Source organism: Providencia rustigianii DSM 4541 (assembly GCF_000156395.1).
In the GTDB taxonomy this organism is placed as follows: domain Bacteria; phylum Pseudomonadota; class Gammaproteobacteria; order Enterobacterales; family Enterobacteriaceae; genus Providencia; species Providencia rustigianii.
Map to the genome: position 1 here is coordinate 60,267 of NZ_GG703821.1, position 15,229 is coordinate 75,495.

Here is a 15,229-nt window from a genome sequence, read left to right on the forward strand (position 1 = left end):
ATGAGTGAATAATCGCTAAGATAGCAATTATTCACTTAAGTTTCCTAATAATTATCAATTACTTTTCATATAGTCCAATAATGAATTATTCATGACAAACAATACTGAGTATTGCCGTTATTCAGCAATAAAAAAGGCTACTAATCAGCAGCCTTCACGAAAAGAATAATTAAAAATTACTTTTCTACACCCGTCGTCACTGTAAATTGACGATTTTCCCCCGCATCTAACCAAATCAATGTTTGGTTATTTTTTGCAGCAAGAAACCCCTCAGGACGGCATGTTGCTGGTAGTACAAACGCCCCAACCTTTTGGTCGCCATTATATAAAATCCAGCGAGTCGCATAATTAAGTTCATTTGATTTAAAGCGAGTCACAAAAGTATTACCCGCAGGAGATGTCATTCTAAACTCTGGATTAGCCGTATATTGGCTCAAATTATCCATAAAGAAGACAATTTCCGGGTCGCACATTTGTGGCTGGTTAAGCTGATTCAAGGTGATTTCGCCTGATTTCAATGCTTGATTGAAATCGAGCCATTTTTGGGTTGGATGGACATGTCCAGGAATAGACTCACGTAGCTTGATAGCTTGCTCTGGGATGTTTTGCGTCAGTGTTGCATTATCCACATAGGCATAATTCATATGGCACATATATTGAAGCGGCATTGGCACCGATGCTAAATTCGTCACCGACATATGAATATCAAATAGCGAGCTGCCAGCATGTAATTGCACGGAAGGTGCTGCGCGATAGTGATGACCAAACCCCATCACATACTCATATTCGCCACACACTTTCAGACTATTTTCAGTCAGTTCAAGCCATGCGCTATCCATGGATGCACAAGGCATTTCTCCATGTAATGGATGATTATCCTCTGGTGATGGGCAGCCATTACTGATTAAGCCGGAATGGAATGCAAAACATCCATACGTTTCAATCACGGTGGGGACGGGTTTAGGCTCTGAAAACATATTTTCCATTTTCAGGTTTTGCCCACAAAACTCCGCATCCCAAATCATCTGCCCTAAAAATGGCAAAATTGTCAGGTGACCTTGCTGGTTTTCAACGCGTAAACCTTGAACCCCAGAGTGATAAACAAATGCGGAAACGGAAAACTGGCTATTTTTAACGATTAATGTCGGTTTTTCCGTAAATAAGCTTTTATGTAACGGGATCATTGTGTTCATGGTCATACTCACGGTTTGATAATGAGAATTGGGCAGGCAAGCCTACCCAATATACTTTTTGGTTTATTTAGCGGCTTGTTTTGCTTTGAAGCGGCGTTCACCAACGAAGTAAATACCCACATATACAAAGCACAACATAGAAACTAAGAAAGAAAGCTGGAGTGAATGAGTGAGGTCTGCAACATAGCCTTGAATCGCTGGAACCACTGCCGCGCCGACTATCGCCATCACAATCACCGCTCCCGCCATTTCAGTATGTTCGTTATCAACAGTCTCGAGGGTTCCTGCATAGATAGTTGCCCAACATGGTCCGAACAAAATACTCACTAATACAGCAGCGTAAACAGCGGTAAAGCTTGGCATAAAGGCGACATACACTAAGAACAGCACGCCGATAATAGAATAGATAATTAGCACTTTATCTGCATTGAAACGGGTCATCAGAATGTTGGCAATAAATTTACCAATAAAGAAGCAAGCGAAGCTGTACACCATAAAGTTAGAGGCATCACGCTCGTTGATATCGCCCATTTCAAGCGCTAAACGAATGGTGAATGACCAAACCGCAACTTGCATCCCCACATATAAGAACTGAGCGATAATGCCTTTTCTGAAACGACTGTTTTTCGCTAAGTATTTCAGAGTATCCATCGCTGATGGACGTTTATGTTCCACCGTTTCAGCCACTTTACATTTTGGAAATTTAGTCACTAAAAACAGAATCATTACCACGACCAACACCATAATCATATAACGGTAAGGTTCGAGGGTATTTTCTAACATTGCCAGACGGAATTCATGAAGCTGCGTCGCATCCATACCCGCCATTTGATTTTGTAAGCTTTCACCTTCTGAGAACACTAAATATTTACCCAGCAAGATCCCGCCAGCGGCACCGATTGGGTAGAAAGTTTGGCTGATGTTCAAACGCAAGGTCGCATACTGTTTTGGACCAATCATCGAACTGTAGGTATTCGCTGCGGTTTCCAAGAAGCTTAGACCGATTGCGATCGCAAAGATCGCCGCTAAGAACATGGTGTAGGTTGCCATGTGTGAAGCTGGGAAGAACATGGTGCAACCCACGATATACAAGATCAATCCAATCATGATCGCATATTTATAGCTGGTTTTTTTGATCACGAGTGAAGCCGGGATCGCAATCAAAAAGTAGCCACCATAGAACGCACTTTGCACTAATGCTGACGCAAAGTTACTGAGTTCAAAAACGCTTTTAAACTGTGTGATTAAAATGTCATTAAGTGCAGCTGCACATCCCCATAACGGGAATAAGCAGGAAAGTAGGATAAATTGAAATAGAGGTGTCTTATTCAGGTACCCATCAGGTAACTGAGTGATGTTCTTAATGTTCATGGTAACCCTTAATAATTTTTATAATATTTTTAACCGGTTAAACGTTGCTTTATCGCTCTATTGGCGGCATTCATTTCAACCGGTCATGCTCAACATCATTCAAATTCAGAGCAAATATTGCGGGTACAGGCAATGCATCTGGTGCTTGAAAGACGATAAGGACTAATTACTTAACTGAACAAATTCACTAAATTGCTCAATACTCGGATAAGAGGATTGAGTACCTTTGCCTGTTACGCTAAATGCAGAAAACAGAACGGCTTTTTTCATTGCTTCTTCGATATTTCCGGTGTGAACATAGTAATGGGAGAAGCAACCGATGAAGGCATCACCTGCACCGCTGGTGTCGATAGCATTCACTTTGATTGCAGGGATTAACAACTCACTGTCACGAGTCATCCATAGCGCGCCTTTATCACCTAATGTAACAATCAGGTTTTTCAGTCCCTTATCTAATAAAGATTGGGCTGCGCGACGAACATTATCCAAGGTATCTACTGGCATATTGGTGAGAATTTCCAGCTCCGTTTCGTTCGGTACAAAGAAGTCACAACGACACGCAAAATCTAAGTCCAATGAACGCTGAGCTGGGGCTGGGTTAAGCAACACAGGAATGTTATGCTTATTCCCGAATGCAATTGCGTGATACACCGTTTCCAGCTGTACTTCTAATTGCAGTACGATCAACTTACATTTTTTCAGATCTTCAGCAGCGCGATCGATATCTTCTGGAGATAAGAATTTATTCGCACCTTTGACGATCAAAATACTGTTAGAGGAGTTTTGATTCACAAAAATTGGCGCAACCCCACTGGATGTACAAGGCACTTTTTCTACATAACGGGTATTGATGCCATAAGACTCAAGATTACGAATGGTATTATCAGCAAAGATATCGTCACCGACTTTGGTTAACATAATCACTTTTGAGTTCAGTTTTGCCGCCGCGACCGCTTGGTTAGCACCTTTACCGCCACAACCAATTTTGAACGCTGGCGCTTCGAGGGTTTCCCCCTCTTTTGGCATTTGATCGATGTAAGTGATCAAATCGACCATATTTGAACCTATAACTGCTATATCCATAATGTCCCTCGTGTTAAATAAATCACATAATGATATAATACTAACATTATCATGTTGCAAAAATATCATTTGTGATTAGGATCTCGAATAACGAATGATCAAGTGTTATATCTGCCACATTTCCTCATTCTTTGTTACCTAACCCACGTTTATCCTAATTCACATCATATAGGAAGGTTTAAAATGCAAGATTTAGCGAAATATATTGATCACACCTTACTCGCAGCAAACGCAACTGTTAATGATATCAAAACGTTATGTGCAGAAGCTGCACAATATCACTTTGCCTCTGTTTGTGTTAATACAGGCTATGTGCCTCTTGCAAGTGAATGCCTAAAAGACAGTGATGTAAAAGTTTGCTGTGTGGTAGGCTTTCCTTTAGGCGCATGCTTAACAGAAGCAAAAGCATTTGAAGCAGCAGAAGCTGTTCGCCGTGGTGCCGATGAAGTCGATATGGTTATCAACGTTGGTATGCTTAAAAGTGGTGATTTAGAATTCGTTCGCCGTGATATTGAAGCTGTATTTGCCGCTTGCGGAAATGCCACTTTGAAAGTTATTTTAGAGAATTGCCTGTTAACTGATGAAGAAATCACACAAGTTTGTGAAATTTGCCGCACAATGAAAGTTGGTTTTGTGAAAACTTCAACAGGATTCAGTACAATGGGTGCAACTGAGCATCATGTCGCATTGATGCGTAAAGTCGTTGGTAACGAAATCGGCGTCAAAGCCTCTGGCGGTGTTCGTACTCGTGAAACAGCGATTAAAATGATTGAAGCCGGTGCTAACCGTGTTGGCGCAAGCGCAAGTGTCTCAATTGTGACTGGAGATGAAACCACTCCAAGTGAGTACTAAACAACGGGGCGCGGTTCGTCCGCGCCATTATAAAAAGGATTGTAGGGTGATAGAAACTAAACAAAAAGAACGCCTTCGCCGCTTAAGTGAATGTATCAAACGTTCAGGACGCATTCATCTCAAAGAAGCCGCTAGAATACTTGAAGTCTCTGAAATGACCATTCGCCGAGATCTCAATGCGGATACTGAAGGCCCGATCCCTATGTCACTGCTTGGTGGCTACATTGTTTCTGTCACTCAACCTACTTCCCACCTATCACCAACCGAACACCACGCTGATATTTTCACGCCCGATCAAACAGAAGAACTCTACATCCCTAATCTCGCCGCCAGTATGGTCAGTGAAGACGATGTGATCTTTTTTGATAATGGGATCGAAATGGCAACCTTGATTTCCCTAATCCCCGAAGAGATCAGTTTCACCGGAATTTGTTATTCCCATAACGTTTTTCTTGCTCTGAGCCAGAAAAAAAATGCTACTGCACTGCTCTGTGGTGGGGAATATCGTCCTAAAAGTGACTCTTTTTATAGCCCAACACTGCCTTCATTACTGGATTCGATTAATCCCAAAAAAGCCTTTATGTCCGCCACTGGAGTCCACAGCACCTATGGCGTGACTTGCTACAATATCGATGATTTGCCGATGAAAAAGAAAGGAATGGAAAAATCTATCCGGAAGATTTTGTTGGCGCCTTATAATTTGTTCGATGAAGTTGCGACAGCCAATATGGGGGAGTTATCCCAGTTTGATGTGATTGTGACTAATCGACAACTTACTGATGAGTATGAAACGTATTGCCGAAATGGGTTTGTGAAGGTGATTTATTAAAATGGGATTTCCTTATGTGTCGATTTTGATAACAAAAATCGACACTTTTTTCAGATTTTAATCGTCAGATAATCTTCCGCTATTTCTGTCGCCGGAAATTCAGCTTGGCATTCGGCTAATAATCTGGGGATGTCTTGAGGCCCATAACGTGCACTTATATGGGTGGCGATAAAGCGTTTTACTCCTGCCTGCCTAGCAAGCAATGCTGCTTGGCGAGTTGTTGAATGCCCACGCTCATTGGCTTTATCTTCAAATTCAGCCTCTAAGGTTGTTTCATGGACCATGACATCCGCATCTTTGGCCAACAGTAAGGCATTCGGCGTTGGGATAGTATCTCCAAAAATGGCAACGACTTTACCTTTTCTTGGTTCCTCCAGATAATCGGTGCCATTAACCTCTCGCCCATCATCTAATTGAATCTGCTTCCCTTGCTTCAACGCCAGCATCCATGGCCCTCGGGGGATATTATCTCGAGCCAGTTTGTCAGCATTTAGAGCTCCTAGTTTCGCGTATTCCTCAATGCGATAGCCATAACATTCCACCCGATGATCGAGAGAATATGCCGTCACAATCAGTTTTCCATCATCAAATAACTGCCCCTCTTCGATTTCAATAATCTCAAGAGGATAAGTCATATAGGAGCTACTGAGCGACAATGCGGTTTCTATATACTGTTTCAATCCTTTAGGCCCATAAATCGTCAATGGGTCAGTTGATCCCCCCATAGAGCGACTGCATAGCAACCCCGGTAGCCCAAAAATATGGTCACCATGTAAGTGTGTAATAAAGATTTTTTCAATTTTTGAGGGTTTAAATGGACTGTTTAAAATTCGGTACTGAGTTCCTTCCCCACAATCAAATACCCAATAATTTTTGCGAATTCCAATCAAATCCAGCAGCATGCTGGTGACATTTCGATCTTTTGTCGGTACACCCGCGCTGGTTCCTAGAAACGTTAATTCCATTCCCATTCCTTATTTATATTGTTCTTTTTATTAGATATGCCCCCAATCTAACCCGAACTTCACCAACTAGTTACGTAATCGATCAGCATCATTAGGCTGTCTTTACGGCTGCCGAGAAACAGTAAAATAGGGCATCAAGATTGATGCCCTATGCATTCTTTATCGATCAATGCCTACCGCCAGCATTCATTTTTCATAACAGAATATTTTCCTGCCCCCATTAGTGCGATAGCAATCGCACTAACAAAGAAATACACAATACTTTCAATTGCCCATGCACCCGTTTTATCGAGTATAAACGTTTTATCTAGCCCAATCATTAGCCATGCAATAAACATTGTGAATGCGACCAGCAAAGCAGAAGGTCGGGTCAGAATCCCTAAAATAATAAAAATAGGCGCAATAACTTCACCGACAATTGTGCCGTAGGCAATGAATTCGGGCAAACCGTATGAGGCTAACAATCCTTTGATACCACTAGCCCCCGTTAATAGCTTACTCATTCCGTGAAATAGCATTAATCCACCCACAGCTAAGCGCAATAGCAATTTTCCTGCATCTTCATGTGACAAACAACGGTTGAATAGTCCGATCATTTTATACCCGCCCTATTAAGTTACGTTATTTATCATTATGACCGAGAAGTTCAAAATGAGAATTATTTTAATTTAGATTTACCACATCTATATCAAGGTTATTTCAATAATAAAAAAATCATAACCACTTATTCAAAAATAGCGTTTATTAATTCGATATATAAACAAAAAAACTGAACAAGTCTCAATTTTTAAAATTATCACTAAAAACTAATAAGCAATTTTATCCTTAAATTTAAATATTCAGTATTAAATTGCACTATATTGGTGCCTTTAAAATGTTTTTCATGAAACTGTAACGTTAGTTAAATTAGATCTGATGAAATCATTTTCATGATAATTAATGTTATTAATCGTTTTGATTATTATTTTAATTTTAAATTAATTTATTCTAAAAATAGAAATAGCGGCAGTTTAAAAAACAAGCAGCGGAGGTGAATATTTTTCATAAACAATATAAAACTTATATCTTAATAATTTTATTTATTATTTTTATCTTTACTAGATATACCTGACAATATCACTAGCATCTTTAATCTTTTATTCTTTTACTCCCTTTTTTATTGGATAAATATTCTATTAAATTAAATAAGATTAATCTTGAAGTTCTTAATTCATTAACTACGCTTAACAAAGCTAAGTAATTCTACTAGCTAAATCGCATCTGTATTTTACTAATACATAACCTCAATGGGATTAATTATGCCTAGACATATACTTTCTCTGTCGATATTTTCTTTATCTATGATATCGGGTTCAGTACTTGCAGCAACGAATAGCCCTGGAGGCATTATTTCTTTCTCAGGTGCTATTAGTGATACTACCTGCACGATTAATGGTGGTAATAGTGCTGACATGGCGATCGCATTAGATCCAATTGTCCCAGCTGATGCTGGTACATCGGCTAATACGGTGATAACTAAAAACCAAAAAACGTTTGCTCTTACATTTTCAAATTGCGCACTTGTTGGTGCAGGAACACCAACTGGCACATTAAAACTGCATTTCTCATCAAGTACTATTTCTCCCTCTGGTTTGTATTTAATGAATACAACCGCAAATGAAAACGACCCATCAGTCGCACGAAACGTTGGTTTCAGCCTGTCACAAACAACGACACCAACCGTTGCGATTCCATTAAATTCAACCTTTGACACTCAGTTAACCGCTGCAAATACAACATCAGCCGCGGGTTCAACCTTAAGCTTAATCGCTAGCTACTACAAAACAAATGCTACTGCTGCCCAAGTTGGAGCTTTGCAATCAAACGTAATTTATACCGTTTCATATCTATAACAACTAATGAATAAAGCTAGGCTCTCTGAGCCTAGCTTTTAGTGAGAAATTACGATGAAAATAATACTCTTATTCTTACTTGCTTTATCATTTCCATTAAAAACATTTTCAAATGTAATTATCACGGGTACTCGAGTTATATATCCAGAAGCAGCTGATAGCATGGTAGTTCAATTAACCAATAACAGTACATCACCTTCATTAATTCAGTCATGGATTGATAGTGGAGATATAAATTCAACACCAGAAAATTCAAATGCCCCTTTTTATCTTTATCCTCCCATAGTCAAAGTAGATGGTTTACAAGGGCAGCAATTGAAAATTAAAAAAACTGATATAAAACTTCCTAATAATGTTGAAAGCGTTTTCTATTTAAATATTTTAGATATTCCTAAAACACCTGATTCAATGATAGGAAAAAATACGATTCAATTAGCTACACGTTCAAGAATTAAAATATTTTATCGTCCAAAAGCCTTAACTGAAAGATCCGAAGATATTACGGAAAAAATCAGTTATCAAATAAATAGCAATAATGTATTAGTTAAAAACAACTCACAATACCATTTTACTATTGTGACGATAACAACACCTGAAGATAAAAACCTAGCTCTTGTTGATTCAGAAATGATCCCGCCTTTATCATCAAAAGAGTTACCTTTAAAAGGAAAGTTAAAAAATCACAATCTCATACTCAGCTATGTTGACGACTATGGTGTTTTCAGATCTAAAAATATTCAGCCTTAATAGAAGAAATCATCATGAAAAGAGAAAACTATTTCTACATCCTGATCTTAATAGGGCTACAAACATATTCAAAAAACTCACTTTCAGATGAATTTGATACCTCTTTATTGGTGGGTGAATCTGGAAAAGGGGATATTTCTCGATTCTACGCTGAAGGGAAAATACCATCAGGAAAACAATTGGCAGATGTCTATGTTAATCAGGTTTGGCGAGGGCAATTTGAAATTGGCATCGAAGATAATGGTAAAAAAATCAGTATTCCACAAAGCGATATCACCAAATTAGGCTTGAAACCATCACCGAGAAACATTGAGCCAGTACAAGATAATCACTATGTATTAATTGATTCACTCGCATCTAATATTCATTACAAATTCAAAATCAACGAATTACGTTTAGATATGATGGTTCCACAAGCATCGCTCAAACAATCTGAATCAGGTTACGTTGACCCTAGCTTATGGAACTACGGTGTTCCTGCTATTATTTTTTCTTATAATACAAACTATTACAGCTATAAAGAAAAACAAAATGAGAAGCGTAATAATGACAGTTTTTATGCAACATTAAACTCGGGCATCAACTTAGGTGCATGGCAATTTCGTGATGAATCCAGCTATCGCTATACTTCCCACAGCGCTCAAAAATGGACAAATAACACTCGCTATGGCTATCGCCCCATCAGCCAAATTAATTCGGGCTTGAAAGTGGGTGACTTCTATACCCCCAGTGCTTTATTTAACAGTATTCGCATTCGAGGCATGATGTTAGCAACTGAAATGGGGATGCTCCCCAATTCCAGCCAGAATTTTGTGCCGATTATTCGAGGAGTGGCGCAGACTAACGCCCTCGTTACCGTTTACCAAAATGGCTATTTAGTCTTTCAGGAAAATGTTCCTCCTGGTGAATTTTCATTTAATGATATTCAACCCAGTGCAGGGAGCGGTGATTTATTGGTGGTTATTCAAGAAGCTAATGGCAGAAAAGAGACTTTTACAGTCCCATACTCAACGGTACCAAATATGCTCAAAGAGGGGATTTACAATTACAACCTTTTAGCTGGGCAATCAAAAATTGATAATACATCCTATCAACCTAAATTTGTGCAAGGTGAAATTAACTACGGGCTAAATAATCTTGTCACTCTCTATTCCGGTATTTTGTTTAGTGAAAAGTATCGTTCTGCTGTGATCGGCAGTGGATGGAATTTTCGTTTTGGGGCTATCTCTGCGGATATTACCCATGCAAATACCACTCTCGATAGTGGCGATAAAAGTGGGCAAAGCTATCGGCTAACCTATAGTAAATTTATTAATTCAACCTCAACCAATTTAACCCTTGCCACTTATCGTTATTCAACCAGTGGCTATTATAGCTTTACTGATTCTATTTATTCCCATGATAACTACCAAGCATGGAAAAGATATCAAGATGAAAACTCAAATCAAATTGGTAATAACAATAATTCAGATATCTCATTAAGTACGTTCGATGCACTACGTGGTTCCCGAGCTAAAAATACCTTTACCATAAACTTGAATCAGCAACTGGGTGAAAATTTTGGCTCCATTTTCGTCTCCGGTACCCATCGCGATTACTGGAATACCAACGGTAATAGCCGCGAGTATCAAGTCGGTTATTCAAACAACTATCATGATATTTCCTACAGTGTCTCCGTATCACGTATTCGTAATTATGATAACAATGAAGAAACTCGCTTATACATGAATGTTAGCGTCCCTATTCAGTTATTTGAAAAACGCGCAAACATCAGTATGGGCAGTTACTTTACCGATTCACGCTATCAACAAGCCACACTGAGTGTTAGTGGTATTGCAGGGGAAAATAATCAAACTAATTATACTGTTAATGGTACCAATCAATCTGGTGGTAATAATTTAATCGGTGGAAATGTCAGCTATAAACACCCTGATACAACCCTGTCCGGATCTTATACCGAAGCCAATGATTATCGCCAAGCTGGATTAGGTATGAGAGGCACGATTGTGGCAATCCCCGGACATATTGCCTTATCCGGCGATACCGGGCAGACCTACACCATCATTGATGCCCCAATGGCGAATAATATGATGGTTAACTCGGATAAAACAGCGCTAACTAATCAACAAGGTGTAGTCCTGCTGACTAACACCACGCCATACAGAGCAAATACTTATACCCTATCTGATACCGAAAAAACCTCTGGAGCTGAAGTCATTGGTAATATGGCCAATATCAGTCCATACCAAGGCGCCGTTAATTATATCCAGCTAGAAACGGATACTCGACAAACCTTTATTTTACGCGGTGAACTCGCAGATGGAAAAAATCTACCGTTCGGCACTGAAATTATGGAGGCACAACAACAAAGCATTGGCTATGTCGGGCAATCAGGTGTGCTGTACCTAAAAAGCGATCAATTCCCATCGGCTATCTATATCAAACTTAAAGGGAATAAAACATGTGTTATCCACCATCCAGTGAATACGATGGATAAAAACAAAAATCTCTGCCGATAAAGGAAAAAATGATGAAAACAACGAAATTGGCATTATTGCTTTCAGCCTTACTAGCAACAAGTCAATATGCATCTGCAAATTGTCGGCAGGCCTCAACCGTGACAGCACCTGCGATTTCTTTTGATTTATCAACGGAACTAACCAGCACATCTACGCCTATATCGAAAGCGACTCGCACGACATATCCGGGTAATTTTACGTGTACCCCACGTGGCGTTTTCCCAAATACCGTTGGGATAGCATCACCGTTTCAAAACCGAACGGCAACCGTAGGGTTCAATGGCGGAAAGCAGTTTGTGTCTATTACAGTAACCGCTTTGGAAAAAAATAATGTGTCTAATATTACTACGGGGTCACATCCTGCGTCAGATCTTGATGCTAATTTTACGATGCAATTTACTTTAGTTGATAGCAAGCCTGCGACAAATTATATTGAAGTGCCAGGTAGTACCACCACAATTACCCCTGTCGTTTTTGCTTCTGATGCTTCAACACTCGGGCTCGTTGAATGGCTCATTGACGTTGTTGCAAGGCTTCTTGCATTTTTACTGGGATTTGTATGGACAACCCAACCCGATGATATTTTCTTACAACCTGTCCAAATTACCTATAATCCCATACTAACCACCTGTAATTTTTCTAACCAAGGTTTGGTTGTGTCTCTTCCTCCAGTTAGTATCAATACAGTAAAAAATACCCCTCGAGCGGGTTATACCCCATTCAATCTTAACTTTGCCTGCAAAGATTTCCTTGCGGGTGGTAATGCCTCACGGGATATTTCTATATTTTTATCCAGTAATAGCTTACTCGCGGGCGATAAAACAGTATTAAATAACACAGCAAATCAAGGTGCGGCGGGTGTTGGTTTTAGGCTCGTTACAGCAAGCAATATCAATACACCATTAACCTTGTCTAATAGTACCTCAGCTCAAAGTAATGCCACTTCAATTTTTAGTGTGAACAAAGGCAACCCAATAGCCCCTTCATTTTCCATCAACATGGGGGCTTATTATTATCCTTATAACGCGAACAGCGTCACTCAAGGCGCCGTTTCTAGCACTGCGACTGTTGTCATGTCATATAATTGAGGGTTAACATCATGAGGCATATCCAGAAAATCATCTACAGCTTAGTGCTACTCTTGTTGAGCCATCAAACCCACGCAAGTTTAATCTTAAAAGGCACTCGAATTATTTATCCAGGCGACAAGGAACGGATTAGCATTCAAACGGTTAATGATAGCGAGCAAGCCAGTTTGATTCAGAGTTGGATTGATGAAGGCGATATTCATTCAACACCAGAAACAACAAAAGCGCCGTTTATTGTCACCCCACCCGTTGCCAAGATTGCGGCCAATGAAGGGGCTCAACTGCGCATTCAATATATTGGAGAAGATCTCCCGCAAGATAGGGAGTCCGTATTTTACTTGAACGTTCTCGATATTTCTCCCAAACCCCAAAATAAACAGGGTATGAATCTGATACAGCTCGCATTACAAATACGCATTAAACTTTTTTACCGCCCCACAATACTCTCGGGTAACATTGAATCTGTTATTGACCTCGTGAAACTTTCATCTTCTGATAAACAACTCATTATTGAAAATCCAACGCCTTATTTTTTAAATATTTCAGAAGTTTATTATGAAAAAAATCAACAGAACCCAATAGCAAAAAGCGTTATGGTTGCACCATTTTCGGAACAAAATATCCATGAAAATAACGAATACAAACAAGATATTGTGGTTGTATTTATTAATGACCAAGGAAACCTTATTAGCCATAAAATAAAAAGAGCGTCTCTCTGATAAACTTTGCCGTCCGTAAAACCTGTGAATTATGTTGATCTAATATTAAGAACGGCCCTGAATTGCCAAACTTCAAAAAATAGATAATGATGTTTGAATCTCAGCCAAGTAGAACCCACATGCGAAATATTTCACTGAACACAATTGATGCTGTGCCTCGTGATGTTTTAGCCATCGGTACAGATTACCCCCCGAATGTGCTATTAAGTGCTCACGAACATCGCAGAGCGCAATTTTTATATGGGGCTACTGGGCTTATAGAGGTCAGTACTGCTGATGGAGAATGGGTTATTCCCCCTGATTGTGGCGTGTGGATACCGGCTCAAACACTCCATGAAACACGTATGCTCAACGTCAGTACTCGCAGCTTATATATTGAACCTACTGTCGCACCTCGCCAAAGCCGTAAGTGTGAAGTTCTGCGGGTTTCTAGGCTACTGCGTCAATTATTGCTGGAAGCTGTCGATATTCCTTTGGAATACGACCTTCATGGGCGAGAAGGAATTTTAATTCAGTTAATATTACATGAGGTAGCACGAGCCAAACCGCTGCCTTTCTTTGCTCCCATTCCCCGTGATACGCATTTAGCAACACTGTGTCGTGAGTTTTTAACGGCTCCGCATATCACGTCCCTTCCCCAAGAATGGGCAAAAAAACTGCATAAAAGTGAGCGCTCATTTAGCCGTTTTTTTAGCGCGCAGACAGGCTTATCTTTCTCCAATTGGCGACAGCAAGCCTGCCTATTAAACGCCATTACAAATATATCTGCGGGCAAATCAATAACCGAAGTCGCCTTTGATCTCGGTTATTGTAACGTGGGTTCGTTCTCAACCATGTTCAAAAAATGGTTAGGACAACCCCCATCAAGCTTTATCCAGCAAATTGATGAGTCATCCCTACTCATAGGTTGCAATTAACCACGCAGACCCATGATAATCACCGGCTGCGGCATTTTCCCCTTGTAGGTGGCTAATAATTTCAAATGTTTTGTTGGCATAAATTTCTGTCCTTAACTCTTGACCCGATTGACCGGTCTCCTGATCTATAATCGTGAGCGCGCTATAAATTTTATCATTGGCATTATTGGTCATTGGTAGCCGCTTTTGAGGATCTTCATCTGAAGCATAATCTAGGCGCAAACGCACTTTCGTTGAGGAGCTAAATAAGCAACTGTAAGTCACTTGTCCGTTAGTTCGACTGTCATAATTCAAACTGTTTAATTGCCCATGACGTAAGTTCAATACCGCTTTATCACCCGAGCTAGTACTGGTTGAGCACATGGCTCCCACATTGATTTGTGATGTTGCTAATCGCAGTGGCACTGAAACTTCATTCAGCGGCCAGCTATTAAAGGGTGGCGTCGACAAGGGATCGGTAAATGCACGCACATACCCCGCGAGATCCATACCATAAATCATCAACTGACCATCAATAATTCGCTCATTAATATAGAAAGTCATCGTAATGGGGAACTGACTATTAAACATAGGAACTTCGTACTTGGTATCTTCATAAGCCAGAGAACAAACCCCCGCACCTCGATTTGTCCACTGCATAATATCCGCTTCAACGGTCATCACTACGTTACTGTTAATGCGGTAAGTCTCTTTTCCACCAATGGAAATGCCAGTGGTTGGGACATACATAAATAATCGATGAAACGAATTGGTGGATAGAATTTGTGTACTGTTCCCCCCCCAGCGTCTCCCGACACATTTAACCATTCCCGACGCTTGAGCGGAGGTGCTATCTAAGGTAATTGGGTCTCCCACCTGATAATAATTTTGACCATCACTGCCTTTGTAGGGAGTCGGATCTACCGTACTATTGTTATCGACTTTAAGCACATACCCTGAGCTCGGATCAATAATCTGAGCGGCATAATCCGCATGTACCGTCATAGGTAATAATAGGCTCCCAGCTAAGTAAAATACTTTAGCTATGGGTTTAATCTTCAACATACCGGTGTTC

14 protein-coding genes are annotated in these 15,229 nt (G+C 40.0%); 8 read left to right on the plus strand and 6 right to left on the minus strand.

Features of this window, described 5'->3' with window-relative positions; translation table 11 throughout:
- Positions 1-176: 176 nt before the first annotated feature.
- The 3 genes from PROVRUST_RS16205 to rbsK all read right to left on the minus strand — a co-directional run bounded on the left by PROVRUST_RS16205 (position 177) and on the right by rbsK (position 3,647).
- Positions 177-1,193 carry an aldose 1-epimerase family protein gene (locus PROVRUST_RS16205; RefSeq protein WP_039855794.1) on the minus strand — a complete coding sequence of 339 codons (1,017 nt, stop codon included), beginning with the start codon at positions 1,191-1,193 and terminating at the stop codon, positions 177-179.
- A 63-nt stretch (positions 1,194-1,256) separates the two neighbouring features.
- Complete coding sequence (gene fucP / locus PROVRUST_RS16210; RefSeq protein WP_006815977.1) at positions 1,257-2,564, minus strand: L-fucose:H+ symporter permease; 1,308 nt, start codon at positions 2,562-2,564, stop codon at positions 1,257-1,259.
- Between the two features lie 162 nt (positions 2,565-2,726).
- Positions 2,727-3,647, minus strand: coding sequence for a ribokinase (rbsK, locus tag PROVRUST_RS16215; protein WP_039855726.1), 921 nt, complete (start codon positions 3,645-3,647; stop codon positions 2,727-2,729).
- Between the two features lie 183 nt (positions 3,648-3,830).
- On the opposite strand from rbsK, the gene deoC reads away from it, so the two are divergent.
- Complete coding sequence (gene deoC, locus PROVRUST_RS16220; RefSeq protein ID WP_006815981.1) at positions 3,831-4,499, plus strand: deoxyribose-phosphate aldolase; 669 nt, start codon at positions 3,831-3,833, stop codon at positions 4,497-4,499.
- A 46-nt stretch (positions 4,500-4,545) separates the two neighbouring features.
- A complete protein-coding gene (locus PROVRUST_RS16225; RefSeq protein WP_039855728.1) occupies positions 4,546-5,328 on the plus strand; it encodes a DeoR family transcriptional regulator in 783 nt (260 codons plus the stop codon).
- A gap of 50 nt (positions 5,329-5,378) precedes the next feature.
- Here PROVRUST_RS16225 and rnz read toward each other — a convergent pair whose 3' ends face one another.
- Together rnz and PROVRUST_RS16235 are read right to left on the minus strand one after the other, a co-directional pair.
- Positions 5,379-6,293: a ribonuclease Z gene (rnz, locus tag PROVRUST_RS16230; RefSeq protein WP_039855730.1), complete on the minus strand. Its 915-nt coding sequence runs from the start codon at positions 6,291-6,293 to the stop codon at positions 5,379-5,381.
- A gap of 173 nt (positions 6,294-6,466) precedes the next feature.
- Positions 6,467-6,889, minus strand: coding sequence for a DoxX family protein (locus PROVRUST_RS16235; RefSeq protein WP_006815984.1), 423 nt, complete (start codon positions 6,887-6,889; stop codon positions 6,467-6,469).
- A gap of 702 nt (positions 6,890-7,591) precedes the next feature.
- Between PROVRUST_RS16235 and PROVRUST_RS16240 the strand changes: the two genes are divergently transcribed.
- From PROVRUST_RS16240 to PROVRUST_RS16265, 6 genes are all read left to right on the plus strand, one after another.
- Complete coding sequence (locus tag PROVRUST_RS16240) at positions 7,592-8,185, plus strand: fimbrial protein (RefSeq protein WP_006815985.1); 594 nt, start codon at positions 7,592-7,594, stop codon at positions 8,183-8,185.
- Between the two features lie 54 nt (positions 8,186-8,239).
- The gene (locus tag PROVRUST_RS16245) at positions 8,240-8,932 is read left to right on the plus strand and encodes a fimbrial biogenesis chaperone (protein ID WP_006815986.1); all 693 of its coding nucleotides are present in this window, start codon (positions 8,240-8,242) and stop codon (positions 8,930-8,932) included.
- Positions 8,933-8,946: 14 nt separating this feature from the next.
- Positions 8,947-11,451, plus strand: coding sequence for a fimbria/pilus outer membrane usher protein (locus tag PROVRUST_RS16250; protein ID WP_006815987.1), 2,505 nt, complete (start codon positions 8,947-8,949; stop codon positions 11,449-11,451).
- 11 nt (positions 11,452-11,462) lie between these two features.
- Positions 11,463-12,539: a fimbrial protein gene (locus PROVRUST_RS16255; RefSeq protein ID WP_039855733.1), complete on the plus strand. Its 1,077-nt coding sequence runs from the start codon at positions 11,463-11,465 to the stop codon at positions 12,537-12,539.
- An 11-nt stretch (positions 12,540-12,550) separates the two neighbouring features.
- Positions 12,551-13,258 (plus strand): fimbrial biogenesis chaperone, encoded by a 708-nt coding sequence (locus PROVRUST_RS16260; protein WP_006815989.1) that lies wholly within the window; start codon positions 12,551-12,553, stop codon positions 13,256-13,258.
- Between the two features lie 119 nt (positions 13,259-13,377).
- Positions 13,378-14,175 (plus strand): AraC family transcriptional regulator, encoded by a 798-nt coding sequence (locus PROVRUST_RS16265; protein WP_039855796.1) that lies wholly within the window; start codon positions 13,378-13,380, stop codon positions 14,173-14,175.
- Here PROVRUST_RS16265 and PROVRUST_RS16270 read toward each other — a convergent pair.
- A complete protein-coding gene (locus PROVRUST_RS16270; protein WP_006815991.1) occupies positions 14,155-15,219 on the minus strand; it encodes a hypothetical protein in 1,065 nt (354 codons plus the stop codon). The genes PROVRUST_RS16265 and PROVRUST_RS16270 overlap by 21 nt on opposite strands.
- Positions 15,220-15,229 lie beyond the last annotated feature (10 nt).